At 59.7% G+C, this 25,933-nt stretch carries 25 protein-coding genes; 17 read left to right on the forward strand and 8 right to left on the reverse strand.

All coding sequences use genetic code 11. From position 1 onward, the window contains the following. Window positions 1-589: 589 nt before the first annotated feature. Entirely contained in the window at window positions 590-1,135 is a 546-nt protein-coding gene (locus tag ACM1PE_RS28560; RefSeq protein ID WP_225590423.1) for a DUF2846 domain-containing protein, read from the reverse strand. 127 nt (window positions 1,136-1,262) lie between these two features. Here ACM1PE_RS28560 and ACM1PE_RS28565 point away from each other — a divergent pair, with 127 nt between their 5' ends. Beyond that, complete coding sequence (locus ACM1PE_RS28565) at window positions 1,263-1,973, forward strand: hypothetical protein (RefSeq protein ID WP_419341748.1); 711 nt, start codon at window positions 1,263-1,265, stop codon at window positions 1,971-1,973. A 25-nt stretch (window positions 1,974-1,998) separates the two neighbouring features. On the opposite strand, the gene ACM1PE_RS28570 is transcribed toward ACM1PE_RS28565, so the two are convergent. Next, complete coding sequence (locus tag ACM1PE_RS28570; protein WP_059376560.1) at window positions 1,999-2,394, reverse strand: YkvA family protein; 396 nt, start codon at window positions 2,392-2,394, stop codon at window positions 1,999-2,001. Window positions 2,395-2,422: 28 nt separating this feature from the next. Next, window positions 2,423-2,653 (reverse strand): hypothetical protein, encoded by a 231-nt coding sequence (locus ACM1PE_RS28575; RefSeq protein WP_419341749.1) that lies wholly within the window; start codon window positions 2,651-2,653, stop codon window positions 2,423-2,425. Window positions 2,654-2,809: 156 nt separating this feature from the next. On the opposite strand from ACM1PE_RS28575, the gene ACM1PE_RS28580 reads away from it, so the two are divergent. The 4 genes from ACM1PE_RS28580 to ACM1PE_RS28595 all read left to right on the forward strand — a co-directional run bounded on the left by ACM1PE_RS28580 (window position 2,810) and on the right by ACM1PE_RS28595 (window position 4,934). Continuing rightward, window positions 2,810-3,346: a DUF4189 domain-containing protein gene (locus ACM1PE_RS28580; protein ID WP_118934036.1), complete on the forward strand. Its 537-nt coding sequence runs from the start codon at window positions 2,810-2,812 to the stop codon at window positions 3,344-3,346. Between the two features lie 157 nt (window positions 3,347-3,503). Beyond that, window positions 3,504-3,878 carry a glutaredoxin family protein gene (locus tag ACM1PE_RS28585; RefSeq protein WP_419341751.1) on the forward strand — a complete coding sequence of 125 codons (375 nt, stop codon included), beginning with the start codon at window positions 3,504-3,506 and terminating at the stop codon, window positions 3,876-3,878. A gap of 15 nt (window positions 3,879-3,893) precedes the next feature. Then, a complete protein-coding gene (locus ACM1PE_RS28590; protein ID WP_419341753.1) occupies window positions 3,894-4,319 on the forward strand; it encodes a hypothetical protein in 426 nt (141 codons plus the stop codon). Window positions 4,320-4,376: 57 nt separating this feature from the next. After that, window positions 4,377-4,934 carry a sugar O-acetyltransferase gene (locus ACM1PE_RS28595; protein ID WP_419341754.1) on the forward strand — a complete coding sequence of 186 codons (558 nt, stop codon included), beginning with the start codon at window positions 4,377-4,379 and terminating at the stop codon, window positions 4,932-4,934. Between the two features lie 41 nt (window positions 4,935-4,975). On the opposite strand, the gene ACM1PE_RS28600 is transcribed toward ACM1PE_RS28595, so the two are convergent. Next, complete coding sequence (locus ACM1PE_RS28600; RefSeq protein ID WP_419341755.1) at window positions 4,976-5,308, reverse strand: hypothetical protein; 333 nt, start codon at window positions 5,306-5,308, stop codon at window positions 4,976-4,978. A gap of 452 nt (window positions 5,309-5,760) precedes the next feature. On the opposite strand from ACM1PE_RS28600, the gene ACM1PE_RS28605 reads away from it, so the two are divergent. The 6 genes from ACM1PE_RS28605 to ACM1PE_RS28630 all read left to right on the forward strand — a co-directional run bounded on the left by ACM1PE_RS28605 (window position 5,761) and on the right by ACM1PE_RS28630 (window position 15,839). Then, complete coding sequence (locus ACM1PE_RS28605; protein ID WP_419341757.1) at window positions 5,761-6,837, forward strand: RES family NAD+ phosphorylase; 1,077 nt, start codon at window positions 5,761-5,763, stop codon at window positions 6,835-6,837. Between the two features lie 643 nt (window positions 6,838-7,480). Then, window positions 7,481-8,620 (forward strand): DNA adenine methylase, encoded by a 1,140-nt coding sequence (locus tag ACM1PE_RS28610; RefSeq protein ID WP_419341758.1) that lies wholly within the window; start codon window positions 7,481-7,483, stop codon window positions 8,618-8,620. 29 nt (window positions 8,621-8,649) lie between these two features. Then, window positions 8,650-10,719, forward strand: a complete 2,070-nt coding sequence (locus tag ACM1PE_RS28615; protein ID WP_419341761.1) for an ATP-binding protein — start codon at window positions 8,650-8,652, stop codon at window positions 10,717-10,719. Between the two features lie 13 nt (window positions 10,720-10,732). Next, a complete protein-coding gene (locus ACM1PE_RS28620) occupies window positions 10,733-12,082 on the forward strand; it encodes a hypothetical protein (protein ID WP_419341762.1) in 1,350 nt (449 codons plus the stop codon). Between the two features lie 304 nt (window positions 12,083-12,386). Further along, window positions 12,387-13,994 (forward strand): TIGR04141 family sporadically distributed protein, encoded by a 1,608-nt coding sequence (locus tag ACM1PE_RS28625; RefSeq protein ID WP_419341764.1) that lies wholly within the window; start codon window positions 12,387-12,389, stop codon window positions 13,992-13,994. A gap of 477 nt (window positions 13,995-14,471) precedes the next feature. Further along, complete coding sequence (locus tag ACM1PE_RS28630) at window positions 14,472-15,839, forward strand: Fic family protein (protein WP_419341765.1); 1,368 nt, start codon at window positions 14,472-14,474, stop codon at window positions 15,837-15,839. An 88-nt stretch (window positions 15,840-15,927) separates the two neighbouring features. On the opposite strand, the gene ACM1PE_RS28635 is transcribed toward ACM1PE_RS28630, so the two are convergent. Continuing rightward, on the reverse strand, window positions 15,928-16,257 hold the full coding sequence (locus ACM1PE_RS28635) for a YegP family protein (RefSeq protein ID WP_419341767.1): 330 nt from the start codon (window positions 16,255-16,257) through the stop codon (window positions 15,928-15,930). A 160-nt stretch (window positions 16,258-16,417) separates the two neighbouring features. Further along, window positions 16,418-17,611: an acetylornithine transaminase gene (locus ACM1PE_RS28640; RefSeq protein ID WP_419341768.1), complete on the reverse strand. Its 1,194-nt coding sequence runs from the start codon at window positions 17,609-17,611 to the stop codon at window positions 16,418-16,420. 211 nt (window positions 17,612-17,822) lie between these two features. Between ACM1PE_RS28640 and ACM1PE_RS28645 the strand changes: the two genes are divergently transcribed. Then, entirely contained in the window at window positions 17,823-18,788 is a 966-nt protein-coding gene (locus ACM1PE_RS28645; protein ID WP_119449803.1) for a Bug family tripartite tricarboxylate transporter substrate binding protein, read from the forward strand. A gap of 87 nt (window positions 18,789-18,875) precedes the next feature. Here the strand turns inward: ACM1PE_RS28645 and ACM1PE_RS28650 are convergent, their stop codons facing one another. Next, entirely contained in the window at window positions 18,876-19,127 is a 252-nt protein-coding gene (locus ACM1PE_RS28650; RefSeq protein WP_419341769.1) for a hypothetical protein, read from the reverse strand. A 154-nt stretch (window positions 19,128-19,281) separates the two neighbouring features. On the opposite strand from ACM1PE_RS28650, the gene ACM1PE_RS28655 reads away from it, so the two are divergent. From ACM1PE_RS28655 to ACM1PE_RS28665, 3 genes are all read left to right on the forward strand, one after another. Then, on the forward strand, window positions 19,282-20,823 hold the full coding sequence (locus ACM1PE_RS28655) for a helix-turn-helix transcriptional regulator (protein ID WP_118934970.1): 1,542 nt from the start codon (window positions 19,282-19,284) through the stop codon (window positions 20,821-20,823). Window positions 20,824-20,963: 140 nt separating this feature from the next. Continuing rightward, entirely contained in the window at window positions 20,964-21,149 is a 186-nt protein-coding gene (locus tag ACM1PE_RS28660; RefSeq protein WP_059376519.1) for a CsbD family protein, read from the forward strand. A gap of 56 nt (window positions 21,150-21,205) precedes the next feature. Further along, entirely contained in the window at window positions 21,206-21,334 is a 129-nt protein-coding gene (locus ACM1PE_RS28665) for an entericidin A/B family lipoprotein (protein ID WP_013390837.1), read from the forward strand. 82 nt (window positions 21,335-21,416) lie between these two features. Here ACM1PE_RS28665 and ACM1PE_RS28670 read toward each other — a convergent pair whose 3' ends face one another. Further along, complete coding sequence (locus tag ACM1PE_RS28670; RefSeq protein ID WP_118934971.1) at window positions 21,417-22,556, reverse strand: DSD1 family PLP-dependent enzyme; 1,140 nt, start codon at window positions 22,554-22,556, stop codon at window positions 21,417-21,419. Window positions 22,557-22,809: 253 nt separating this feature from the next. Between ACM1PE_RS28670 and ACM1PE_RS28675 the strand changes: the two genes are divergently transcribed. Continuing rightward, window positions 22,810-23,769, forward strand: coding sequence for a TAXI family TRAP transporter solute-binding subunit (locus tag ACM1PE_RS28675; RefSeq protein ID WP_059376513.1), 960 nt, complete (start codon window positions 22,810-22,812; stop codon window positions 23,767-23,769). Between the two features lie 110 nt (window positions 23,770-23,879). Then, a complete protein-coding gene (locus ACM1PE_RS28680; protein WP_419341773.1) occupies window positions 23,880-25,904 on the forward strand; it encodes a TRAP transporter permease in 2,025 nt (674 codons plus the stop codon). Window positions 25,905-25,933 lie beyond the last annotated feature (29 nt).

Consider the following 25,933-nt stretch of genomic DNA (forward strand, 5'->3'; position numbering starts at 1 on the left):
CGACACGGAGCCCGGATGGAGCAAGGCCAGACGGCAATCCCTGCGACTGCATCCAGCTCGTACACGTGAGCGAAGAAGCCGTCTGGCGGCTGGCAGACTAGTGGATATCCGGCGGCGTCCTGTGCCAACAGATGTACTCCGCGCCGTTGGATCAGCCCGAACAGTTTCAGCCCGTGCAGGGGCCGTTCATTGCATTGTTGAGACGGCCTCAAACAGCGCAGCGCTTATTTCCTGAGATAGGACTTCTTGCCGCTATCGGTGTAGCAGTACGTTCCGCCCCGCGGCCCGGTGCAGTATTGACCATCACGGCAGCTACATGCGCCATTCGAACCAGACGCCGAGGGCTTGGAAACAAGGGGCTGTGCGCCGGAATCCGGACTTGAGCACACGCGTTTCGATGCGCTGATCGAACCGTCGCGGCACAGAAACTGTTCTCCGACGCAACGCTCCACGCCGCCCTTCTTTCCTGAGCAGGGATAGTTCGCCGCATGGGCCGTCGCGGCAAACAGCAGGGCCGCCAACAACAGACCAAGACGCATCGTTATTCCCATTGCAAGTAGGCAAGAACAGCGGCGGGAGCGGACTGCGATCAGCCCGTGCAACGGCCTTCGGCCGCCAGGTTCACTTCGGACTTGGAGATCACCCGCTGACCTTCCTCTTCCGTCACCTGCTCCACGCCGGCGCCGCCCACGAATACGCCCATCTTGATGAATTGGCGCACGAAGTAATTCTTGCCCGCCTCCATCATTACCATCAGATCGTTCGGCGAAAACTCCGACTCGGTGGAAACTTTGTGCTGCTCGTTGCCAGCCACCTGCGTGTAGAAGAACACGCGGTCTGCCGTTTCGCCCAGACACTTGCCATTGACGTACACGTCCTTCTTGAGCGCCTTGCCCACAAAGCTGTCCCGATAGACGTACAGGCCGGACTTTCCTTCGTCCGGCGCCGGGAACGATTTGGCCTGCTTGTTTTGTTCAGCTGGCGCCATCGGCACATTGGCGCATCCCGCGACCGTCATCACGCAAGCGGCAGCGGCCGCCAACTTCAACATCTTTTTATTCATGTGATTCATCTTCTTCAGCTTAGTTATCTGCCGCTTCCTGCCCTCCGCAGGGGAACGGGTAAATGTATCCAAGAGATTCTAATAATGTCACATGAATACCAAATAAGCTATCTCGCAGTAGGAAATGCTGCTATTCCGGCATTAGAACTGGCAGACTACGAGTCCCCGGCGACATCGCAGCCTGACATCTCCCTCGCCCATGAATAAAACCGAAGGCGCAACCTTCCTGATGGCCTACGACAAGGGCAGCTCGCACTTCAGCGATCTGCACTTCCACGACTGCACCTTCGACAACGGCGCCCTGTCCATGGTCAAGACCCCACAGCGCATGTCGCGCGTGCAGAACGTGCGCCTCTCCAAATGCCGCGCCGTCAACTCGATGATCCAGCCCTGCATGTTTGAAGATGTGCTGATCGAGGACTTGTCCACCAATCCCATCCTGCTGGTGTGGGCCTCGTTCTTTCGCCGGGTCAAACTGGTGGGCAAGATCGGCAAGCTCAATCTCAACCTGACGCCCACCGCGTTCTGCAAGGACGAGCGCCTCCTCGATCAGTTCGCATCCGCGCGCGCCGCCTTCTACGCGGAGACGGATTGGGCCTTGGACATCAGCGAAGCCAAGCTGCTGGGCCTGCGTTGCGAAGGCGTGCCGCTGCACCTGATCAGGCGCGATCCGCAGACGCAGGTCATCGTGGACAAGCAGGGGCGTTATCCGGGGTATGAGGCGCTGGGAGCAGATTTCATTCAAGCCTTCCCGGGCATCGCCAGCGTGCTGCAGGGCTTTGACGAATCACCCGACCAGTCCAAGCTGCTGACCGCCTCGCTGGCCGCGCCCACGGCGCGACGTGAGGAGGAGAAGGGCGCGATCGCGGAACTCCGGACCTTGGGGTTCGTGGAAGAAGGTTCAGCGTAGTTCTGCGCGCAAGCCGGTCAGGGCGTTACCGGAAATACGGCGCAAGCCAAAACCACGCCACAACACTTATCCCCAGCCATAGCGTCACGATCATCACCGCGCCTGCCACACTGCGCGGCTTCTTGCCCTGCGACTGCATCCAGCCATCCGCCTGAACCCTGCATTCCTGCAGCACATCGGGCGGCAACAGCTTGATGGCCAGCCAGATCAGGCCGGGCAATAACAGCACGTCATCGACGTAACCCAGCACGGGAATGAAGTCGGGAATCAGGTCAATGGGGCTGAGCGCATAGGCCACCACGAACAGACCCAGCGCCTTGGCGTACCAGGGCGTGCGGGCATGCCTGCCGGCAAACCAGAGCGTCAGGCCGTCGCGTTTGATGCGCTTGGCCCAGGCTTTCAGGCGATCACTGAGGTTCATGCGTGTAGTCTGACATGCCGTCAAGCCGTCAGGGGCCAACCGGAAACAGAAGCCGCGGCATAGGCAGCAATTCCGTCCCCACCGCCCGGATCAGGCTCGGCGCGGCCCCGGATTCCGGCTTGTAGTGCCGCGTGGGCGCACGGTACACCAGGTCGCGCAGCGCCTCATTCAGCTTGGGCAGCTTGAAACTGCTTGCGTCCAGCGCCTGACGAAAGTCCCCCAGGCTCGCCGGCAGGCGCGTCAACGTGATCGAGTCCATCGTGCAGACCGGATCGAAAACCAAGAAGTCAGACTACACTTCCCCGGGGCGAATCCGCAGCCTGACGCCTTGCTTCGGACGGCTCTGACTGCCCGGGCTCGGCCCGCGGGACGCACGGCCTCCGGATTGAAGAACACGACAACTGCGAGACGACACATGCGTGCTTTGAAACTGGTTTTCCTGCTGGCAATGCTGCATCTCGGCATCCCAGGCCTGGCGCAGGCCGAACAAGGCTGCCCCGACGGCTTCATGCCCAACGCCGCCGGCACCCCGGGCCAGCAATGCGTGCCGATTCCCGGCCAGACCCGCCCACAGGGCGGCACCGGCGCGCAAACCGCGCCCGACCAGCCACGCTGGACCACCCGCTGGGGCGCAATCGCCTACGACCCGCCGTCCGGCTCCGTCGGCATCGCTGCCGACAAGACCAGCAAGGCCAAGGCCGAACGAGCCGCGCTGGAACATTGCGCGTCCAAAGGCGGCAAAGGTTGCGAGACCAACATCACGTACTACAACCAATGCGTAGCGGTGGTGTATGGCCCTTCACCCAAAGGCGAAGGCGTGTTGATGAATTCCGCCAGCGCCGAAACCAAGGAACTGGCGCAATCCCTGGCCATCGAGACTTGCGAGAAGGGCACCGGCACGAGCTGCAAGACCTTCTATACCGGCTGCAGCTATCCAGTACGGATTCAGTAACGCACCGGCTGCGAATTCCGGACCATGACGTGGCACAGAATATTCGCCACGTCACGCAGGACGACAAGCGGCGGTCATGGCTGACTGCATACGCAGTGCCGGAACGCATCGCGCAGGGTAGACTGGCCCCCTGTCCATCCCTATCGAGTCCTACTCCATGCTAGTCAAAGCCCTGCGTGTCGGCCTGGGTCAAATCATCGTGTTGGGCGACGCCCTCACGCGCCCACGCCCGCAACAGCGCTCCGCGCAAGGCCAGGCCGCGGTCAACGCCGAAGCGGCCCACCTGTCGCTCTACCAATTCCACGCCTGCCCCTTCTGCGTCAAGACGCGGCGCGCCATCCACAAACTGAACGCGCCCATCGCGCTGCGCGACGCCAAGGGCGATCCCGAAGCGCGCGCGCAACTGCAGGCAGGCGGCGGCAAGGTGAAGGTGCCGTGCCTGCGCATCGACGATGCAGCAGGCACGCGCTGGATGTACGAGTCCAGCGACATCATCGCCTACCTCGAACAACGCTTCGCCAGCGTGGTCTGACGGGAGCGCATGGGCATGACCCGCGTGGCTCGCCTGTTTCTCATCACCCTGGCCGCCATGGGTGCACTGGCCGGCTGCGATTCCTCGTCCTTGAAGCCCGCGCCGCCCGGATCAAAACTCAACGCCGAAGCCATCGCCACCCGCGACACGCCGCCGGAGCTGCAGTTCAAGGGCATGCTGGCCGGGCAGCCCGTGCATCTGCTGGTGCATGAATGCAAGGTGTACAAGGTCGGGCCGGCCGAAGGCGAGAACGTGAAATGGACGCTGGTGCTTGAAGGCGACTTCTCTCTGCTGCCGACCCTCTGCGTCCAGCAGCGGTTGACCGAGAGCAAGGGGGTGGTGACTGCGTTCTTGGGGCGGCAGGCGTTTGGCGCGGGTGGGTGTTGCACGGGGACGCCGGAGTATCGGTCCAAGGATGGCGTGAATTGGAAGCCGCGTTGAGTGCGGGCGTTGTGCTCGCCGGCGCTGACTACGCCGTACCCAAAAGGAAAACCGCAGATGGCAAATGACGACCGCAGCCTGATCATTCCCAGAAGAACGCCCGAATCAGCGGCCATGACGGCCAACATCAAACGCGCGATGACGATCACCGCCGCCCTCAACCGCCTGACCTTCAACGACGCCGCCGAAGTCCGCGCCTTGTTCAGCGAGCTGATCGGCAAGACGGTCGATGAGAGCTTTCTGTTGATCCCGCCGTTTTATACGACCGGAGGCGCTGACATCAGCGTCGGGCTCAACGTCTTCGTCAATCAGAACTGCACTTTCTATGACTTGGGTGGGTTGAGTATTGCAGATGATGTGATGATCGGGCCGAACGTCAGTCTGATCACGTCTGGACATCCCATCGAACCTTCGCGGCGTCGTGATTTCGTCACTGCGAAGCCCATCGTGATTGAAAGGAATGTCTGGATCGCGGCGGGTGCGACCGTTATTGGCGGCGTGACTGTGGGCGAGAACTCGGTGGTCGCGGCGGGTTCGGTGGTCACCAAGGATGTGCCGGCGAATACGCTGGTGGGTGGGAATCCGGCTAGGGTGATTCGGTCGATTGCTGAGTAGGGCGGGCGCGTAAGCGCCGCGCCTCCGGCTGCTGAGTTTGGCTACTGGATCGACGACGGCGCGCCGTGCGTGACGTCGCCGAGATCCGCATCCACCTCGCAAAAGCGCGCCTGCACCAGCATGGCATCGGTCAAGGTGCCCAGGTGATCGCACAAGCCTTCCACTCCGCCCATCAATGCCGCCACCGTCCACGCGTCTAACGGCTGCCCGCCAGTTGCGTCGGGTTCGGATGCGCTATTGCCGACCATGCGGGCGATGGCCTCGATGGCGTGGCGGGCGCGGTCTATGTGGTGGAGATGGGAGAGGGGGACTGGGCCGAGTTCGGGGTCGGATTCGACGGACCAGGGGTTTTGGGTTAGGGGGTGGGATTGCATGACAGCCTCCAAACGCCAAAGACACTATCCGGCTTCCAAACCGGGCCACCGTTGGGCAATGGCGAAGTGAGTATATAGGGCATGACCAGTAAGTCTCCGCCGGCGATGACAATTCCGCCACGCTAAGTCGCCGTTTAACGCGAGACGCTCCGCCGCCGATTAGCAGTCATAGCTAAAGATCACGACCTACAAACTGGGCTCAACAGGAAGCCGAAATCCGCGTGGCACAGGACGACCAATGTCGTATCGACCGATGAACGGAATTGCTGCGGCGAACTCGACGTATTCGCAGCTTTGTAGTTCATGCCCCTTACGCATGGACAGATCAGATGGCGTTAAATATAGGCGCCCGACTACAATCTGGCAGCACGTGGCTGGTGAAATGGTAGTCTTACACGTTTATTTGCATGTTATTTCGTACTTCACTCTTCAGCAAACTTGAAGGATCTGGAATGACCGACGAAGCAGCGAACACTGCTCACTTTCTACTTTGCTCTAATTGCTTTGCAGACGAGGGATTGCGGATTGACTCGTGGAAGCATGGGGTCAAACAGGAAGGGGAGTGCCCAAACTGCAAGAGCCATGATGGGAAAAAGCTGACGAAGGAGCACGTATCGGAGATCGCACACCGCTTCTTTGTCAGCGGCACAACTATCCGATTTGTTTATGGCGCGGCACCGCGCGTGCAATGCAACGAGCACCACTACGGCAAGAGCGATATCTCGCCGTCGCCATGGCTGGGAAACGATGTAAAACTGATCGAGGATGCGGCGAAGATCGGTTTCTTCCATTATGGTCCGCGTTTCTGGATGTTTGGAGAGGTCGAGCCGTTGAAGGCGTTGCAAGATCCGGCGACACGTCCTCAGATCATTAACCGTGTATTAAAAGAATATCCTGTACGAACACTCGCGAAAGACGAATTGTTTTATCGCGTTCGAGTGAACCCTCAGCATCATGCCGAACCACACGAATATGACAGTCCCCCATTGCCCTTCGCCGGGACGGGACGACTCGATTCTGCGGGCTTCCCGGTCATGTATGGATCACAAGATATAGATATCTGCATCCACGAATGTCGCGCCACGGTCGAGGATGATATGTATGTTGCCACGTTGCAGCCCGTCAGAGATTTCCGGCTTTTGGATCTTACGGCGGTTCTCAAGGAGGAGGTCACCGAATTCGAGAGCTTGGACATGGCTATCCATATGCTCTTTCTTGCGAAGTCACATTCGTACGAAATCTCTCGCGAAATTGCGGTGGCTGCGAGATGCGCAGGTTTCGACGGTGTTATCTATCCCTCCTATTTCAGCCTACTTCGCACTGGCGGGCGTCCCTTTGAGACCGCATATGGCCTTTCGCTACGCCGTTTTCATCCACAAGCTGAGCAGTACGCCAAGGCGTATACGATTCCTAACTTCGCTCTATTCGGTCGACCGATCGAACAAAGCGCCGTCGCCGTGAAGTGCATAAATCGAATGATCTTGACTCAGATTGGCTATTTGGGCCATTTTGGACCTGTCGCCTACTGATTTCACACGAAGCATTCGCGATTAGCCAAGGTCCGCCATTGGCATCGCAAGCTGTCGTACGGACCGGCCGCTTTGGTTGATGAGGGAGCGCTTACTTCTTGTCTTCGCAAGTGAATGGCCAATAACAGACGGGTGCCGACGCCCGAGCGTCTCATCGACCAGACAAGTGAGACTGCCCCTTGTTCGCCGAAAGCGATCACTACCGATCGCTAGAAACCTCAGTTTCAGACTACAACTTCGCAGCATCTAGATAACGAAATTGTAGTCTGACACCATTATCCGACACAGATTCGCTTGTCTACCGATTATCGCGGAGATCCGATTGGACTTTCGATATTCTTGCTCGATGCCGAAGTCGTCTACAACAAAGATAATTTAAGAGGTAAACTTCCTATTTTTCTACAGAACACTCAACCTCCCGCGGTTGTTCAGGGCTCGTATTTTTCAGGCTACGAAAAAGGCACACTCGCGCAAAACAAAGAGGTGGCCGAACGATTCATAGCTTGCCTCTTGACGAAATAGTCATTCAAGATGGAATTTCAGGAGCGCTCGAATCTTGGCTGCAGGCGCCTGCCGAGAGCTAACCCATCATCCGCCAGGAAAGCCATGTAGGTCGGTATTAAAAAGTGTCAGACTAAAGCATATGAATGGCAGAACCGTAGTCAGACGTTTTTCTCTGCAACGGTCCGCCCATCGGCCGAAGCCGAGACAAGCTATCAGTCATCGACTTGCCATTCAGATCATTCCGGTCTGGCATCCACCAACTAGCTTGGCCAGAACCGACGCAGTTCATTTAAATGAGAAGACGAGGACGGAGAACCTTTTGTCCACGAATACAAGAAGCATCTTGCGGTACCCCGGAAGCAAGGCACGGTTCCGCGATTTCATTGCGAAAGCGATTGCACTAAACGTTGCGCGGCCTCGGCTTTTCGTCGAGCCCTTTTGTGGCGGAGCCAGCGTGTCTATCGCTCTGCTCGAAGATAGGGTAGTGGACCAGATCGCGATCAACGACGTGGACCCCTTGATCTCACAGCTTTGGTCAACCGTCTTCTCTAAAGAGGGCGCGAAGCGGCTCGCCGAGCAGGTACTCGAAGCTCCACTGTCCGTTGACGAGTGGAAACGACAGAAGGCGCTCCAGCCGAAAAACCAGCACGATGCGGCCTTTAAGTGTCTCTACCTTAACCGGACGTCATTCAACGGGATCATTCACAAGTCGGGGCCACTCGGCGGTTGGGGCCAAAAGAGCATCCAAATCGGCGTGCGCTTCAATCGCCAGCGTCTGTCCGACCGCATCCTTGCGCTTTCGGAGCTGCGCGACAAAGTGACGGTGGGCAATCAAGGTTGGTTCGACTTCTGCGAGCGATTTTCTTCTAGTGAAAGCGCAGTGTTCTATCTAGATCCGCCCTACTACCACAAGGCTGAGCAGCTCTATGGGCATACCTTCGACGAGAACGAGCACGAGGATCTGCGCAATTTCCTCCGTAAGCTGAATCGACCTTGGTTGTTGTCGTATGACGATGCTCAGGAAGTTCGCGATCTCTACGAGACTGTGACGAGCAAGGCGCGCGTGATCGACAACACATACTCGACCCACCCTTTGGGAGGGTGCGCTTTTATTGGTCGCGAGCTAGTTTTCACCAATATGAAACGACTACCAGCCGCCACCAGCGGCAAGCATGGTCACGTGGGGTTGAGCGTTAAGGAGCCGCGCAAGTCGCGCGCGGGCAGCACCGATGCCTTGCGCTTTCCGATTTCAGCGGCAGCGGCAGCATCCCAAGCATAGTAAACGTAAAGCGTATCAGTGGAGCAAGCATGTCCAACGTCTTCGACAACGCAGTCCTTCCGAACAAACTCATGCCGCTGTTGGGCGATTTCGATACAAACCATGTCGGCTATGTATATGGCATAGACTTTCAGAAAGCGACAGTACTGACTAACGATAACTGGAAGGCGCGCGTCGCTGGTATTCCCCATAACAGCTTCTTGATCGCTACCGCGATCAATCCGCAGAGCCCGTCAAGCGCTACGCAATTCGATAACGAGCTCGTGCTTTTGAGAGTGGTGGGGCCTGCCCGCCTGCCATCAGATGGCGAGTTGCTACAAACGCGAATCGAGCACAACCAGCGTCGTGAGGCTAACGAGCGGTATCCTTCGAGTGAGACGGATGGCTTCGATCCGATGACCCAAAGTGAGCTGCAATATGGTGGCCTCGAATGCCGCATATTGGGCACGTTCTTCCTAGATGACGATGGCGAGATTAGGCTAGGCAGCGACGTGGAGAACTACTTCGCGTCGACTCGCCTCCGTGTCTACAAGCCTCGAGCCGACGCACTCGAAAGGATTGTCAATCACATAAACTCTGACCGCCGCAAAACTATGCTGGCCGACGCGGAGGCTGCAGGATTCAAATCTGCTCCGAGCTCGATTCCCATTGGCACAGTACGCTACACGTCGACCTCGCGCCTACATAGAGGCAAGGACGAGCCTAAGGTCCCCGTCTTTATCCAACCCTCTGACTTTCTGGCCAGACGCACGGCGGTATTGGGTATGACCCGCACAGGTAAATCAAACACCGTCAAGACTACAGTAGCGTCGGTGGCCACCGCTGGCACTCGAAGCGGGATCAAGATCGGCCAGATCATCTTCGACCTCAACGGAGAATATGCGAACGCAAACCACCAGGACGATGGGAGCTCCATTGCCGCGGTCTTTGGCGACAACTGCGTCCGGTATCGGGCAATCGAGACACCGGGATTCCTCGACCTGCGAACCAACTTCTACGAGCAGCCTGCCGAAGCCCTCAACTTGATCTCGAAGCTGCTGATCAACGATCCGTTCCGGAACCAGACTGATTTGCAGCAGTTCCTCGACTCCGGACTCGAGGAACCCGAAGCCACGGACATTTCCAACCACAAGCGTTGGCAGCAACGCGTCGCGGTCTTTCAGGCGACCCTCTGCGCGGCTGGATTTCCTGTGCCAGCTGGCTTGGCTGTGACGTTTCCTGCGAACAAGGATGTCTTGGAGGCGGTTAAAAATGCGGGAGGTCCCCTCGCCACCCCTGTTGGCAGGGGCTCATGCACTCTTTCGCCTCAGCTAGCGGTCGATTTCTTCACCACTGTCCGCAGCCTCAACTACGAACTACGCGAACAGCAGAAAACAGAGAATAGGCCGCAGAAGGGCTTCACAAACTCGTCGGGCAACTCGTGGGTGGACCCCATGATGGAGTCCTACTTGAACGTGCTCGCGAGGGCGAACGCCACGGGCACTTCGATCCGTGGCTTTCGAGCGCTGATCGGATGTATGGAATATCACTCACCCAAGCGCCAAGGCGACGTCGTAAAAGAGGTCGTTAGCCATCTATGGGCAGGCAAGATCGTGATCCTCGACCTGTCAGCGGGACCCGTCGAAGTGCGCTCCGTCCTATCCAAACGCATCGCTCAACAAATCTTCGACACGTCCTTTCGTGAATACAACTCGGGCCGGACTCCGCAGAACATTGTGATCTATGTTGAGGAAGCGCACAACCTCATTGGTAAGAAGGAGGAGCTCACCACGACATGGCCACGTATAGCGAAGGAGGGGGCTAAGGCCAAGATCGCCTTCGTCTATGCAACGCAGGAGCCGTCCTCGATCCATCCCAACATCCTCGCCAACACGGAGAACTGGTTCGTCACGCATTTGAACAACGATGACGAGCTGAAGGCCCTCGCCAAGTTCTACGATTTCGCAGATTTCATTGCATCCTTGAAGTCCGCACAGGACGTCGGCTTCGCACGCATCAAGACACTCTCATCTCCCTTCGTCATTCCTGTTCAAATCGACCGGTTTACACCCGCCGACCTGGAGCAACGGCTCGCGGCGATCGCTTCAGTCGCCGATTGATCACGGAGAACTTATGCCCTACGAAGGACAGCAGGCGAGCAAACGAGGCCACATTGACATCGTCAAGAATGACGACGTCAAAAAATTCCTTTCAGAATGCACCTATCTGACACATCCGGGTGACCAAGCTGGCGAAGTGATCGCTGCGCTTTACCAGCAAGCTCCTGTGTGCACTGAACTACCGCGATTGGTCATTGCCTCCGACGGGAGCACCTATTCCGAGGCGATCGATAAGAAGTTCCCGTCGACTCAGGTGGGCTATGTGAAGACGAGCTTCATGGCGTTCGATATGGGCGACTACAACGGGCTGGTGAAGCCTGGGAGCCAGTTTGTTGACCCATATGCGGCAGCAAGCCTGCACAATAGGGCTCGAGCCGTCGCGTTCACGTTGCCCGGCTCGAACGTCCGATACAAGGGTCTGCAAGTGCAGGACGGGTTTCGCCAAGCGGTCTACGAGCAGCTCTCCGACGAGCGGACTCAAATCCCCAGAGGGGGCTTCTCCGTCAAGGACATGCTCTACCACTTGGAGGGCGGACAGATTGTCATCGAAAAGTGCCCTTCTTGCGGCGCAGCCGGCTCCCACGTTTTTAAGAAGGGGGAGGACGAGAGAGACTGCTCGAGTTGCAAGGCTGTCGTGTATGTGACCGATTCGCTTCGAATCCACGAACAAATATCCGATCAAGGAGACAACTCCTCCGCGATCACACGCTTCATGAACGCGGTAGAACATCTCCAACTGGCCACGCTCTTGAAGGCGATGGCAGACAACAGTCTCTCTACGGTTTCGAGTGCCGCGATCATGGTCGACGGCCCGCTCGCACTTTTCGGCCAGCCCGCGCGATACCACGCCTCGATTCAAGCGTTCTACAACAAGCTATTCGAGCGCTGTGCTGCGGCGGATCTTCCACCGCCATTGATCATGGGCCTTCAAAAGGATGGCATGGTGATGGAGCATGCCCGTGCGCTCTCGTCGCATCTAAAAAGCGGCACTTTCTGCCCCATCTCGGACGAATATCGCGCAAAATTTATTAATGGCATCGCGCCGCTGACCGATAACTTCGGCCACGAGACCTACTACGGACAAGACTTCATCTACAAAACGGATAGCGGCCGAATTTTCGACCTCTGTCTCGCTTATCCGTTTGCTAACAAACAGAACCGCAAGGAATTTTCCCGCCAAAAAGCGGCGCCCCAGAACTACGACCGTTGGCTCGCGCGTGCGTTTGCGCTCATTCGTCACCTAGAGTTCGACCTCTATGAAAACTCGGTCGTACCAGTGGCCTTGGCTCATCGCCATGCATCAATCAGCCTCTCGCCGGGTGGAACCCTCTTGGACGTTCTCACTAGGAAGCATTTGAGTTGATCCAAGAAGGCGAGCGTATTCTGATGATGGCTTCCAGGCCGAAACCGACAACACTTTAATGTATAAATTAAACGACTACCGCAAGTAGCTCGCTGGGAATTATATTTCAAACTAAAAATTGTCCGCGTTGTCTTAGTCTGACACCATTAATCTGGACCATCAGAATGCGCGTTTCCATATCAAAAAAACTCGAACGCTGAAATACGCAAAGCGACATGACATATCAATAAATATTGCTATTTTCTCTATTCGAGCTCCACATAATTCTGGAAGCACCGACGTCAAACAAAAAGTGGGATATAAGATGGCAGAATCTTACCGTCGACTGAACCTCTTTATGGCAAAGTCCATAGGCGACGACCAAGTTTTCTCGGATCTCCTAACGGACGCACCAGTGAATGCCTATCCGCTCGCAGACGACTTAGGGCTCGACGGAGTTCTTTACATAAGACAAAGCATGGACAAGAGGCCCAACTGGGGTTCTCTGCTCGATGAAGTCGCAGGTCAGGCTATACCGGATCTCACAAATCGATCAAGTTCTGCGGTGCTACTACTCAAAGTAGACGGCGATATCTTTGCTTTTACCTTTGGCTACGGCCGCTATTTGATTGAGCAGTCGTTGTTCGTTCAAGATTTTGGGCTCCGCACAGCTCTCAACACGCTCGACGAAAAGTCTTTGCGCAGCGTCGACTTGCATACCCTAGAAGACCAGCCTGTTCAGAAAAAGTCGCAGGCTGCTCGCGACTCGGAAGTGGGCGTCTTCGGAATCGACATCCTGCGTGACGTTCTGCGCGCTGTGACAGGAGTCCCTAAAAGCGGAGTTGACCTTAAGCAGATCTCTGGTGGAGACGCAATGTTCTCCTTCAGTATCACAATGGAAGCCACAGACTTCCCTGCCTTAGCTCGTAGCGTCAAAGCCTACTATGGCAACGATAACTACAAGGCTTCTTTTGCGTGGGTGGATAACGTCCGCAAAGTAAGGGATGAGGCGTCTATCGACGCGCTCAATACACAGTTGGCTCAAGCTGTCTCCGCGCGCAATCCCGGCATAATGATCACTTTGCCAGAGATCGGTGCATGGGACACGATTCTCGGTTTCAGCTTTACGCGAAATAAGGATGCGGTGCGTCCCGTCATTCAGGCGACCGACTACGTCAACACTATTGCGGATTTGGCGCATTTGACCGTAGAAGGTTTGAAACGCGACCGACTTTTTGTCCACGACGTCGATGGCAACATCACGGATCACCCAGTGTATCGCTGTATCTACTTTGAGATCTCTGATGGTGAAAAAACGAAGATCATCTTCGATGGAAAATGGTACGAGGTTGATACAACATTCATTGGGCGCATTTCTGAAACATTGAACTTGGTTCAGATATCTACCCTTGAATTCCCTCCAGTTGAAGTCTGGGATGAGGAAGGCAAATCGAAAATTGAGTCCGAGGGTGACTACAACACGCGAGCAGCGGCGGCGCACGGATACTTCCTGCTTGACAAGAAACTTGTCAAAACTGATCGGACCACATCGCCCATAGAACTCTGTGACCTTCTCACTCCTACTAAGCAGTTGGTGCACGTAAAGCATCGCAAAGGAGGATCGGCTGGCCTGAGTCATCTGTTTGCTCAGGGTGGCGTGGCAGCTGAAATCATGCTCGGTGACAGAGGATTTCGCAAAAAGGCCCGAACGGTACTGCGCACGGTAAGCCCGGCCGCAAGTGATCTTCTACCGCTGGACAAATTAAAAAGCGCTGACTATGAGATTGTCTTTCTGATCTTGGGCGAGAGCAGTGCAACGCTCAAGCAGAACTTACCATTTTTCAGCAAAGTCAACCTATCGAAGGCATTTGAAAACCTTACCCAACGCGGGTTTCGAGTTTCGATCGCTGGCGCTCCGACGACTCCCCGCTGAAATAGTTTTGTATAGTTTGCTAAATGCCTGGCGCGTGGACGGAGCGGTACATGTGCAGAGCGCGATCACCCTGCCTCGCAACATGGGTGCACCATCCCGGCTAAAGCATATGGAAATAATGGTGTCAGACTACAATTTTCCGCCAGCTCTCTGAATGCTTGGCCCATCGGCGGGGCGATGCGCGCATAGCACTCGCTTGCCCGCATACAACGTGCTCCGCCCCGGCTACAGCCGTTGGGACGCTGTGGTGGCTATCGGACCAGCCTCACCTCGGATAACAACCACGTCGGAATGCCGCAATCATCTCTGTTGGCGGCAAAGCACTCGTTTTGGCGTTGATGCGTAAGTGACACAATCGTCGCAATCGATTTCCTCCGGCGGACGCATTGGGAATCAGCTCAAAATCAGACCAAATCAGCTCATTTCTTGAGCTGATTACTGCTAAATTGAGCTGATTCAACATCTTCGGCTCTTGCCATGACCGTCCGCGAAGACATTCTTCAGTTTCTGCGCGCGCAGCAGCGCGAGAGCCTCCCCTGGGTGAGTTCCAGCGAACTGGCCTACCGAACCGGCGTCAGTTGGTCCACGGTTAAGCGCCAATTGGAAAACCTGCGCAAAGCCGGCGCGATACTACGCGAGGGGCAGGGCCGAGCAACCCGCTACCGGATTGCGGACGAAACACCCGCATCGACGCTCCCAACGACCATTGCCATGCGGCTGGCGGAGCCAGCGTCCGGGGCCACCGGAATGATCTGGTCTGAGCGTGGTCAAGCCCTGCTGGCCCGGCTTCGGCAGCCGTTATCCGCCCGGACGCCCGTGGGATACGAACGCGCCTTCGTGGAAAGCTATGTGCCAAACCAGAGCTCCCTGTTGCCGCCTTCGCTGGCTCAAAACTTGGCCGACGAAGGCCGCATGCCAGGTCAGTCGCCAGCCGGGACTTACGCGCGCCGCGTCCTGGAGCCGCTGCTGCTCGACCTGTCCTGGTCATCCTCTCGACTGGAAGGCAACCGGTATTCCTTGTTGGCCACGCAGGAACTCTTCAAGCACGGAATGGCCGGGGAAGATCTGGATGCAGTGATGCTGCTCAACCATAAGAGGGCCATCGAGTTCCTGGTCGATGCGGTGCCCGCACATGGCCTGACGTCCGCCGTGATCGGCAACCTTCACGCGATCCTGCTGGAGGAACTATTGGCCAATACCGACGGCCTGGGCCGCATCCGCCAGATCGTGGTCAACATCGGGGACACGACTTACGTGCCGCTCCAGGCGCCCTTGTTGCTGCAGGAAATGTTCGACCAGATTGTGGAGAAAGCTCGGCTTATCAAGAACCCGGTCGAAGCGGCATTCTTTCTGTGGGTGAACCTTGCATATCTTCAGCCTTTCGAGGACGGCAACAAGCGCACCAGCCGCCTATCGGCCAACATTCCGCTGATGCTTTACAACTGCGCGCCGCTGTCCTTCCTGGACGTAGAGGTACAGGACTACGTCTACGCCATGTTGGGAGTCTATGAATACGGCGATGTGACGCTGGCGGCGGAGTTGTTCGCCTGGGCCTATCGGCGCTCGATCCGCAAGTACGCCGTGCAACTGAACGCTGGGGGCGTGCCGGATCCGGTGCGATTCCGATTCAGGGAAAAACTGAACGAAGCGATTGGCCGGGTACTACGTGAGCAGCGAACGGCCGACGCCGCAACAGCGGCGCTGGGCTTATCCGACGACGATGTTCAATTGTTCCGCCCGATACTGGCGCAAGAATTGCGCATACTGGATGTGTACAACTGCGCGCGCTATCGCTTGTCGATGGACCTGGTGCAACAATGGGTCGAGGCCGGGCGGCCACATTGATGCAAACCAGCGGAACAAGAGCCGCAAACATTGCGGCTCTCTAGTCCCGACACCTATAGATGCGAATCAGGGCTTACGCCCAAACCACTCAGGTATTGTCTTTCACTACAGTGCTTGGCCCATTGGTCTTCACAGACGCAATCCCCGCATCCCGAGCCGCGGCGCTCGAATACATTTCACTGCGTCCAATGGACTGCCCATTCGCCGCGGTCAACGTGAAATAGGGTGAACCGTTAGTTGCCGTCTTGCGCTGATAGCGCTCATCGATCGGCGAATTCTGCCGAGCAGACGCAATGCCATCCTGAGCGCTGGCTTTAGTGGTGTACCGCTCGCTCGTCAGAATGACTTCATGATTCCCGGCTTTCAGATTGAACATGTACTGATCGCCGCTGCGCTTCAACTCGTAGTAACCGCTCATGGAAACCTCCAATATCTGGCTAGTTCAACAATGGGTCGATACTGTGATGCACACACATGAATGCCGCTTGATGATAGTCCATGCATTACGTACAGGACATACCAAAGAAAAGGGCCGCTAAACGCGGCCCTCATCGTCACTGCTCAACGTATCGCGTCAATTACGCCTTACGCACCTGAGCAATCAGCCCATCCAACTGCGCCAGCATCGTATCGATTTCCTCAGCCGTCACATTCAACGCCGGCATGAACCGCAGCAGATTCCCCCGCGGCGCATTCAGCAGCAGACCATTAGGCGCCAGATTACGCGCAGCCTCAACGATGGCAGGACCATCATCCCGATCCATCACCAACGCACGCAGCAGACCCATCCCACGCTCACCCTTCATGCCCCACTTGGCCGACAGAGCCAGCAAACCTTCGGACAGCTGCTTGGCGCGAGCATTAACCGATTCCATGAAGCCCGGCGCAGCCAGCGCATCAAACACTGCAACGCCAACAGCAGCCATAAGCGGGTTGCCGTTGTACGTGCCGCCCTGGTCCCCATGCGAGAACACGCAAACCTCCTGGCGTGCCAGCAGAGCAGCCAGCGGCACGCCGCCGCCAATACCCTTGGCCAGCGTCATGATGTCCGGCACGACATCCGATTGCTGGTAGGCGAACATGGTGCCCGTGCGACCCATGCCCGTCTGCACTTCATCAACGATGAACAGCAGCTTGTGCTCGTCGGCCAGCTTGCGCAGGCCTTGCATGAATTCCTTGGTGGCGGGGATGACGCCGGCTTCGCCTTGCACGGGTTCAAGCATGATGGCGACGGTCTGGTCGTCGATCAGCTTGCGCACGGATTCCAGGTCGTTGATTTCGGCCTTGGGGAAGCCTTCGACCTGCGGGGCGAACATCTTGTCCCAGCCCGGCTTGCCGGACGCGGACATGGTGGCCAGCGTGCGGCCGTGGAAGCCGTGGTTCATGGTGATGATCTTGTAGGCGCCCTTTTTATTGACCTGGCCCCATTTGCGCGCCAGCTTGATGGCGCCTTCGTTGGCTTCGCCGCCGCTGTTGGCGAAGAAGACGCGGTCGAAGACCGAGGCGCTGGTGAGGCGCTCGGCCAGTTCGATGGAGGGCAGGTTGTAGAACGCCGGCGACGGGTTCATCAGCAGCTTGGACTGATCCAGCAGGGCCTTCTGCATTTCCGGGGCGCAGTGGCCCAGGGTGTTGACGGCCCAGCCCTGGACGAAGTCCAGGTATCGCTTGCCCGCGTGATCCTCCAGCCAGGATCCCTGGCCGCGCACGAACACGAGGTCCGGACGGGAGGTGATCTCCATGAGGGCGTTGGTCTTGAACTGGCTGAATTCCATGGCGGTTCCTGCGGAATGAGAGAACAGGGATTAAAAGTAATTGGACGATGCCAATAGGCGAATTTAGCACCGACGGGGGGATGCTATCGTGACGCACCCCCAGCCGATCCGCCCCGGGCCGCCTCAAAAGGGCAGACAACGCGGGCGCTCTATTTTATGCAACAGGCGCGACCCCGCGCGCAGCCCTTTTGTCGCTTTTTACTGACCAATCATGAAACGTATTCTTTCCAGTCTTGCCGCCGGCCTGGCGCTGGCGACGGCCGCGGCTACCGCGCATGCCGATTATCCCGAGCGCCCCATCCGCCTGATCGTGCCGTTCCCGCCCGGGCAGGCGACCGATATCTTTGCGCGCGCGCTGGCCGAAAAGCTGGGCGCGGCCGTCAAGCAGCCCATCGTGGTGGAGAACCGCGCGGGCGCGGGCAGCAACATTGGGATGGAGCAGGCGGCGCGCGCGACGCCGGACGGCTATACGCTGGTGATCGCGGGCTCTGCCGCGGCGGTGAACCAGACGCTGTACAAGACCATCAATTACAGCCTGACCAAGGACTTCGCGCCGGTGTCGGGGGTGTTCTCGGTGCCGCTGATGTTCCTGGCGACGCCGGCTTCGGGGATTACCTCGCTCAAGCAGCTGGTGACGCAGGCGCGCGCCAATCCGGGCGAGCTGGCCTATGCCAGCGCGGGCATCGGCGGCACGCAGCATTTGTCGGCCGAGATGTTCAAGGCGGCGGCGAACATCGACATCCGCCACATTCCGTACAAGGGCAGCGGCCCGGCGCAGGCGGATTTCCTGGGGCACCAGGTGCCGTTGATGGTGGACTCGGTGACCGCCGGCCTGCCGCATGTGCAGAGCAAGAAGGCGGTGGCGCTGGCGGTGACGACGGCCAAGCGGCTGCCGCAGCTGCCTGATGTGCCGACCGTGGCGGAATCGGGTTATCCGGGTTTCGAAGCGATCGGCTGGGCAGCAGTGCTGGCGCCGCGCGATACGCCGGCCGAGGTTACGGGCTATCTGAGCAAGCAGATCGGCCAGGTGCTGAATTCGCCGGACATGCAGAAGTTTTTCCGCGACCGCGGCGCGGAGCCGATGCCGCTGACGCCTGATGCGACCGGCACTTTCATTGCCGGCGAAGTGAAGAAGTGGGGCGAGGCGGTGAAGCAGTCAGGCGCTCAGGTCGACTGACGGACGCGCAAGACGCCATGCCAGCAGCAAACCGCCCCGCATCGCCGGGGCGGTTTGCATGATGGGCTGAGGTAAAGCGATGACGGCTTAAGCCGGATCACCCGGCTGGCCCGGCCGTCCGGGCTCACCCGGTTGCCTGGGTTCTTCCGCAGGTTGCCCCGGATTGCCGGGCACTTCCGGCGGCATGCGGCCCGGATCAATATCATCCGGGCCAGGCTTGCCCGGCACCTGGCCGGGTGCCTGTTTTTCCGGCGTGTCGCCGGGTTCCTGTCCGGGGCGCTGGGACGGGTCGATGCCGGGTTGGTAGGCGGGATCGCCGGGCTTCTGGTTCGTGTTCATGGATGTCTCCTGAAGATTCACGTGTAGCGCTCACGCGCAGCGGCACGCGTATCGTGCAAGCCCACGATAGAAGCCATGTTCGCGCTCGCCCAGATCACGCGGGACGACTTTATCTAGTACTTTCTTCTTATCTCTTGCTCAACCAGGAGCCGGAATGAAGAAGACTGCCACGGCGTTCACCACGGAACGCCGCCATCTGCTGGAAATCATCGACGGCCTGATCGAGGGCATCATCCTGCTGGACCAGGACCGCCGTATCGTCTGGGCCAACGACACGGCGCTGGCCATGCACGGCGTGACGGATCTTGCCGCGCTGGGCGGCACCGCCGTCGGCTACCGCAAGGCATTTGCGCTGCGTTACCGCAACCGTCGCGCCTTGCGCGCGGCGCAGTATCCGCTGGACCGCGCGCTGGCGGGCGAGGCTTTCAAGGACGTGGTGGTGGAAGTGACCAGCCGCCGCGATCCGGATTTAAGCCGCATGCACCAGGTGCGCAACCTGGTGCTGCGCGATGCGCAGGGCGCGGCTGAAGGCATGGTGCTGGTGCTGCTGGATGTGACCGAGCAATACAGCGCGGAAGAGCGCTTTGAACGCACCTTCAACGCCAATCCCGCGCCGGCCGTGATCTGCTCGCTGGCGGATCTGCGGCACATCAAGGTCAATGACGGTTTTCTGGCCATGACGGGCTACACGCGCGAACAAGTGCTGGGCAAGACGCTGCGCCAGCTGGACGTGCTGGGCGACACGCCGCAGCGCGAGGATGCGCTGCACCGGCTGGCCGAAGGGACGACGATTCCGCAGACGGAAACCATCATCGCGGTGCAGGGCGGCAGCGACAAGCTAGTGATCGTGGCGGGCCAGCCCATCGAGGTCGCGGAGCAGCCCTGCATGCTGTTCACCTTCAACGACCTGGAGCCGCGCCGCAAGGCCGAGACGGCGCTGCGCGATAGCGAACAGCGCTTCGCCACGGCGTTCCGTCTTGCGCCCGTGCCCATGACGCTGAGCACCACGGCAGGCAAGCTGCTGGAGGTCAACGATGCCTTCGTCGCGACCACCGGCTACGACGCCAAGACCTTGGCGCGCGATGAAGATGCGCTGGCGCAGCTATGGACGGACCCGCAAGCCTATGACCGCGCCATGGCCTCGCTGGAGCAGGGCGCCAGCGTACGCAGCCAGGAGATGGCGCTGCGCACACGCGACGGCGCATTGCTGGACTGCCTGGTGTCGGCCGCACCGGTGTCGATCCAGGACCAGCCCTGCGTGCTGGCGGCGATCCAGGACATTACCGAACGCAAGCGCAACGAGGTCGAGCTGATGGAGGCGATCGAGACGGTGATGCAGGACACCTCGTGGTTCAGCCGCACCGTCATCGAGAAGCTGGCGCAGATCCGCACGCCCCAGGGCGCCCCGCAGGGGCAGAGCGAATTGGCCGACCTGACGCCGCGCGAGCGCGAGATCCTGGGCCTGATGTGCCAGGGTCACACGGATCCCGAGATTGCGGCCAGCCTGCATCTGTCGCGCAACACGGTGCGCAATCATGTGGCGGCGCTATACAGCAAGCTGGATGTGCACCGGCGCAGCGCCGCCATCATCTGGGCGCGGCAGCGCGGCATCGTGGGATATGAAAAGCCGGCGCGCAAGCAGGCACAGAAACAGCCCGGCAAGCAGACTACAAAGCAGGTCCACAGGATTCGGTAGAAAAGTACCAGTCGATCTGATGCGCGCGCTTCTTACACGCGCGCCATGCGCTTCCTATAGTGGGTTCGTCCGCAGCCGGAGCCAGGCTTCGCAGGCCTCTCCAGCGCGGTTTCACGCAACCTGGAATTAGGAGCGACAACATGGATAACGACCGCATCAAGGGCGCAGCCAAGGAAGTCAAAGGCTCGATCAAGGAAACGGCAGGCAAGTTGACCGGCAACCGCGAGACCGAGCTTGAAGGGAAGGCGGAAAAAACCGTGGGCAAGGTGCAGCGCAACGTCGGCGAGGCCAAGGATCAGGCACGGGACTTGCTGAACAAGAAATAGCGCGGCTGCCTGTCGGCATGGCCCGCTACGCCCATGAACGCCGAAAGGAGAAAAAAATGACGCATCGAATCTGGCTTGCGCTGCTGCTGGCAATCACCGCCATCACGGCCGGTTGCAACACGATGGAAGGCGCCGGCAAGGACATCGAACGTGGCGGGGAGAAGATCCAGCAGAAAGCCCAGTAAGCCCTGAACCGGTAGCCTGCCTTATCGGCCGGCGCGCTAACCGCGCGCCAGCCTTTTTGCGTTTGGGCGCCGGCGCCGCAATTCAGCGCGAGAAGCCGCGCGCCGAAATCTCCCAGATGTCCTGCACCACGCCGTCTTTGAACACGACCAGTCCGTCGTGCAGATTGAAGGTCGGGTCCACGTGCGCAGGCACCAGGCGCAGCACGCTGCCCAATGCGGGCGCCGTAGCGCCGGGTTCCACACGCACCACGCTGTGCTCGTCGTTGATGGCGGTGCAGGTCAGGCCGGACTCGCCGTAAACCGCGGGCGGGCCGCACTCGGCGGAGGCCGATTTGAGGCCGGCGTCCAGCACTACGCGGTCGGGCGTGGGCGCGCTCATCACGGTGGATAACAGGAACAGGCTGTTCTTGAAATTGAGCGGGCCGCCCCATTCGTTGGCGCCGTAGTCGCCATCCATGAAGGCATAGGATCCGGCCTGCAATTCGGTGTAGACGCCGCTGGCCGCGTCGAACTCCACGCTGCCGGTGCCGCCGCCGGTGATGGTGTCGCAGGCGATGCCGCTTTCACGCAGTAGCTGCGCGTAGGAAGCTGCGATGCGCGCGGCCTGGCGGGAGACGGTGGCGCGTTCTTCGCGCGTGCGGTAGTGCTGCACCGACCCGTGATAGGCCTGCAGGCCCGCGAAGTTCAAACCGGGCAGCGCGCGCGCCTGCTGCGCCAGCGCCAGGACGGTGGCGTCGTCGGACACGCCGCAGCGGCCCTGGCCCACGTCCACTTCCACCAGCACGTCGATCTCGGCGCCAGCCTGCACCATGGCGGCCGACAACTGCGCCAGGTTCTGGGCGTTGTCCACGCAGACGCTGATCTTGGCGGCGCGCGCCAACTGGCCCAACAGCGTCATCTTGGCCGCGCCGACGACTTCGTTGCTGATGTGGATGTCGCGGATGCCGGCGGCCACGAAGGGCAGGGCTTCGCTCACCTTCTGGCAGCAGATGCCGCGCGCCCCCAATGCCACCTGCCGCAATGCAATCTGCGGGCACTTGTGGGCCTTGGCATGCGGCCGCAGCGCCACTTCGTGGCGATCAGCCCAGGCCTGCATGGCGCGCAGGTTGGCTTCGAAGGCGGTCAGGTCCAGCGCCAGGCTGGGCGTGTCGACGCGGGCGAGGGGATCGCCCGGCTGGGCGGCGGGGGGCAGCGCAATGCCGCGTATGACTTCCTGGGACATCTTGGAAACTCCGTTATCAGCACTGCAGGGATGTAACCGCACACCATAACCAAAGCGGGACCACCCATAACCTTGGGCGATGCGACCCCCTGGAAAACCATAGCCCTGTAATCATTGGCTACAGGGGGTGGGCATGACAGAATTTCATCATAAAGAAAGCCCCCGAGGGGAGGCAGATTTTTGCCGGGGGAATTCGCCCATCGGCAGAAATCACATTACTGATACCCGTCAGCAAGAATTCGGAGAAGCTCGCATGAAACTCAAGACCTGGATCACCGCCCTGACCATCGCGGCAGCCGCCGTCGGCGCCGCCGGTTCGGCGCAGGCCCAACAGTTCTTCCGCATCGGCACCGGCGGCACCGCCGGCACCTACTATCCCGTGGGCGGCATCATCGGCAACGCCGTGTCGCAACCCGGTAAGCTCATCGCCACCGCGGTGGCCTCCAACGGCTCGGTCGCCAACATCAACGGCGTCATGGGCGGCTCGTTCGAAGCGGGCTTCACGCAATCCGACGTGGCCTTCTGGGCCTATAGCGGCACCGGCACCTTCGAAGGCAAGCCCAAGGCTCAGGACCTGCGCCTGATCGCCACGCTGTACCCGGAAAGCATCCACCTGGTGACGCGCAAGGGCTCGGGCATCAAGGGCGTGGCCGACCTGAAGGGCAAGCGCGTGTCCATGGACGAGCCGGGCTCCGGCACGCTGGTGGACGTGCGTCTGATCCTGGGCGCCTACGGCCTGACCGACAAGGACATCAAGGCGGAATACCTCAAGCCCAACCAGGCTGGCGACAAGCTCAAGGACGGCGGCCTGGACGCATTCTTCTTCGTGGGCGGCGCCCCCGCCGGCGCGATCGCCGAACTGGCCTCCACCGGCAATATCGAACTGGTGTCGCTGGTTGGCCCGGAAATCGACGCGCTGCGCGGCAAGCAGGAATTCTTCACGCCTGACGTGATCGCCGCCAACACGTACCAGAACATTCCTGAAGTGAAGACCATCTCGGTCAACGCGCAGATGGTCACCTCGGCCAAGATCCCCGACCAGGTGGTGTACGACGTGACCAAGGCGCTGTACAGCGACGCCACGCGCAAGACGCTGGACGCCGGCCACGCCAAGGGCAAGCTGATCACCAAGGAAAACGCCGTCAAGGGCGCGGGCATCCCGTTCCACCCCGGCGCGGAGAAGTTCTACAAGGAAGTCGGCCTGCTCAAGTAAGCGAGCCGGGACTTCTTTCACGGATAGATCACGGCGCAGTCTGACCCGCCGTGTTTGAGCAGGGCCGCCACGAGCGGCCCTGCTTGCTGCATCACCAGAGACTCACCGCGATGGAAATTGACCACGAGAAAACCCAGCAGCTGGCGGAAAAGTACGACTCGGAAATCCGCTTCCGCCCGCTGGACAAGACGGCCACCTGGATCGTGTCGGGCCTGCTCGTCACCTTGTCCCTCTTTCATTACTACACGGCCGGCTTCGGCCTGTTGCGCGAAGCCACGCACCGCGGCGTGCACCTGGCCTTTGTACTGAGCCTGATCTTCCTGGTGTTCGGTTTTTCCAAGTCGCACTACCAGCGCCAGCCCAAGTCCACCTGGTACTCGCCCGGCGGCATTCCGCTGTACGACTGGATCATCGCCATCGTGCTGGCGCTGTCGGTGCTGTACATCCCCTACATCTTCGAGGATCTGGCGTTCCGCGTGGGCAATCCCATGCCGATGGACGTGCTGATGGGTTCCATCCTGCTGATCGGCCTGTTGGAAGCCACGCGCCGCGCCATGGGCTGGCCGCTGCCCATCATCGCCATCGTGTTCATGGCGTATGCCATGTTCGGGCCGTATTTCCCGGGCCTGCTCAAGCATGCCGGCAACACGTGGTCGCAGGTCGTCAACCACATGTACCTGACCAGCCAGGGCGTGTACGGGGTGGCGGTCGGCGTGGTCGCGACCTACGTCTTCCACTTCGTGCTGTTCGGCGTGCTGGCCACCCGCATCGGCCTGGGCCAGCTGTTCCTGGACGTGGCCTCGACGGTCGCCGGACGCTATGCCGGCGGGCCGGCCAAGGTGTCGGTGTTCGGTTCGGCCATGTTCGGCATGCTGTCGGGGTCGTCGGTGGCCAACGCGGTCACGGTCGGCTCGCTGACCATTCCGGCGATGATCCGCATCGGCTATCCGCGGCACTTCGCCGCGGGCGTGGAAGCGGCCAGCAGCACGGGCGGGCAGATCACGCCGCCCATCATGGGCGCGGCCGCCTTCCTGATGATCGAATTCCTGGGCATTCCGTACCAGCAGATCGCCATCGCGGGCATCTTCCCGGCCTTCCTGTACTTCTTCGGCATGTTCATGCAGGTGCACTTCGAGGCCAAGCGCGAAGGGCTGCGCGGCCTGACCGAAGAAGAAATGCCCAAGCTCAAGCAGTCGTTCAAGATGCGCTGGCCGACGCTGATCCCGCTGGTCCTGCTGATCGGCGTGCTGGCCAGCGGCCGCACGCCCTACCTGGCGGCGTTCGCCGGCATCACGGGCTGCATCGTGGTGGGCCTGCTGAATCCGTTCCAGCGGCTGCGCCTGCGCGACCTGTACGAAGCCTTCGAGACCGGCGCCAAGTACGCGCTGGCAGTGGGCGCGGCCGCGGGCACCGTGGGCATCGTGATCGGGGTGGTGACGCTGACCGGCGTGGGCTTCAAGATCTCGTACATCGTGATCTCGGCCTCTCAGGCGCTCGCCGGCGGCGCGGCCATGATCATTCCGGACGCGCTGGCCAACATGCAGACGCTGACGCTGATCGCGGCGCTCATCATGACCGGCATCGTCTGCATCCTGATGGGCTGCGGCGTACCCACCACGGCGAACTACCTGATCATGGTGGCGGTGGCCGCCCCGACGCTGGTGCAGCTGGGCGTGCAGCCGATCGCGGCGCACTTCTTCGTCTTCTATTTCGGCATCCTGGCGGACATTACGCCGCCCGTGGCGCTGGCGGCGTATGCGGCAGCCGGGATGGCGGGCAGCGATCCATTCAAGACCGGCAACACGGCCTTCAGGCTGGGCATCACCAAGCTGATCGTGCCGTTTGTGTTCGTGTTCTCGCCGTCCCTGCTGATTTCGGTGCAGGGTTTCACCTGGTACGACTTCTTCGTGACGCTGTTCGGCTGCATGGTCGGCCTGGTGCTGCTGTCGGCGGCGTTCTCGCGGTTCATGCTGGTGGGCATGAAGAGCTGGGAGCGCTGGCTGTGCACCATCGGCGCCTTGCTGACCATCCTGCCGGGCCTGACCAGCGGCCTGATTGGGCTGGCGATCTGCATCCCGGTATTCATGCGCCAACTGGCGCAGCTGAAGCTGGAAAGCGCCCCCAAGGCCGCCTGACCAGCGGCCCGGATACAAAAAGGGGCGGA

Source organism: Achromobacter sp. PD1, from assembly GCF_048541815.1.
Lineage (GTDB): Bacteria > Pseudomonadota > Gammaproteobacteria > Burkholderiales > Burkholderiaceae_B > Achromobacter > Achromobacter bronchisepticus_A.

Excerpts from the sequence above, each read along its gene's own strand:
- ACM1PE_RS28655 (WP_118934970.1), top strand. The coding sequence starts at position 19,282 with ATGAAGAAGACTGCCACGGCGTTCACCACGGAACGCCGCCATCTGCTG.
- ACM1PE_RS28630 (WP_419341765.1), top strand. The coding sequence starts at position 14,472 with ATGACCGTCCGCGAAGACATTCTTCAGTTTCTGCGCGCGCAGCAGCGC.
- ACM1PE_RS28570 (WP_059376560.1), bottom strand. The coding sequence starts at position 2,394 with ATGAACCTCAGTGATCGCCTGAAAGCCTGGGCCAAGCGCATCAAACGC.
- ACM1PE_RS28575 (WP_419341749.1), bottom strand. The coding sequence starts at position 2,653 with ATGGACTCGATCACGTTGACGCGCCTGCCGGCGAGCCTGGGGGACTTT.
- ACM1PE_RS28660 (WP_059376519.1), top strand. The coding sequence starts at position 20,964 with ATGGATAACGACCGCATCAAGGGCGCAGCCAAGGAAGTCAAAGGCTCG.
- ACM1PE_RS28565 (WP_419341748.1), top strand. The coding sequence starts at position 1,263 with ATGAATAAAACCGAAGGCGCAACCTTCCTGATGGCCTACGACAAGGGC.
- ACM1PE_RS28615 (WP_419341761.1), top strand. The coding sequence starts at position 8,650 with ATGTCCAACGTCTTCGACAACGCAGTCCTTCCGAACAAACTCATGCCG.
- ACM1PE_RS28670 (WP_118934971.1), bottom strand. The coding sequence starts at position 22,556 with ATGTCCCAGGAAGTCATACGCGGCATTGCGCTGCCCCCCGCCGCCCAG.
- ACM1PE_RS28625 (WP_419341764.1), top strand. The coding sequence starts at position 12,387 with ATGGCAGAATCTTACCGTCGACTGAACCTCTTTATGGCAAAGTCCATA.
- ACM1PE_RS28595 (WP_419341754.1), top strand. The coding sequence starts at position 4,377 with ATGGCAAATGACGACCGCAGCCTGATCATTCCCAGAAGAACGCCCGAA.
- ACM1PE_RS28635 (WP_419341767.1), bottom strand. The coding sequence starts at position 16,257 with ATGAGCGGTTACTACGAGTTGAAGCGCAGCGGCGATCAGTACATGTTC.
- ACM1PE_RS28590 (WP_419341753.1), top strand. The coding sequence starts at position 3,894 with ATGACCCGCGTGGCTCGCCTGTTTCTCATCACCCTGGCCGCCATGGGT.
- ACM1PE_RS28585 (WP_419341751.1), top strand. The coding sequence starts at position 3,504 with ATGCTAGTCAAAGCCCTGCGTGTCGGCCTGGGTCAAATCATCGTGTTG.
- ACM1PE_RS28650 (WP_419341769.1), bottom strand. The coding sequence starts at position 19,127 with ATGAACACGAACCAGAAGCCCGGCGATCCCGCCTACCAACCCGGCATC.
- ACM1PE_RS28640 (WP_419341768.1), bottom strand. The coding sequence starts at position 17,611 with ATGGAATTCAGCCAGTTCAAGACCAACGCCCTCATGGAGATCACCTCC.
- ACM1PE_RS28665 (WP_013390837.1), top strand. The coding sequence starts at position 21,206 with ATGACGCATCGAATCTGGCTTGCGCTGCTGCTGGCAATCACCGCCATC.
- ACM1PE_RS28605 (WP_419341757.1), top strand. The coding sequence starts at position 5,761 with ATGACCGACGAAGCAGCGAACACTGCTCACTTTCTACTTTGCTCTAAT.
- ACM1PE_RS28675 (WP_059376513.1), top strand. The coding sequence starts at position 22,810 with ATGAAACTCAAGACCTGGATCACCGCCCTGACCATCGCGGCAGCCGCC.
- ACM1PE_RS28610 (WP_419341758.1), top strand. The coding sequence starts at position 7,481 with ATGAATGGCAGAACCGTAGTCAGACGTTTTTCTCTGCAACGGTCCGCC.
- ACM1PE_RS28645 (WP_119449803.1), top strand. The coding sequence starts at position 17,823 with ATGAAACGTATTCTTTCCAGTCTTGCCGCCGGCCTGGCGCTGGCGACG.
- ACM1PE_RS28620 (WP_419341762.1), top strand. The coding sequence starts at position 10,733 with ATGCCCTACGAAGGACAGCAGGCGAGCAAACGAGGCCACATTGACATC.
- ACM1PE_RS28600 (WP_419341755.1), bottom strand. The coding sequence starts at position 5,308 with ATGCAATCCCACCCCCTAACCCAAAACCCCTGGTCCGTCGAATCCGAC.
- ACM1PE_RS28580 (WP_118934036.1), top strand. The coding sequence starts at position 2,810 with ATGCGTGCTTTGAAACTGGTTTTCCTGCTGGCAATGCTGCATCTCGGC.
- ACM1PE_RS28680 (WP_419341773.1), top strand. The coding sequence starts at position 23,880 with ATGGAAATTGACCACGAGAAAACCCAGCAGCTGGCGGAAAAGTACGAC.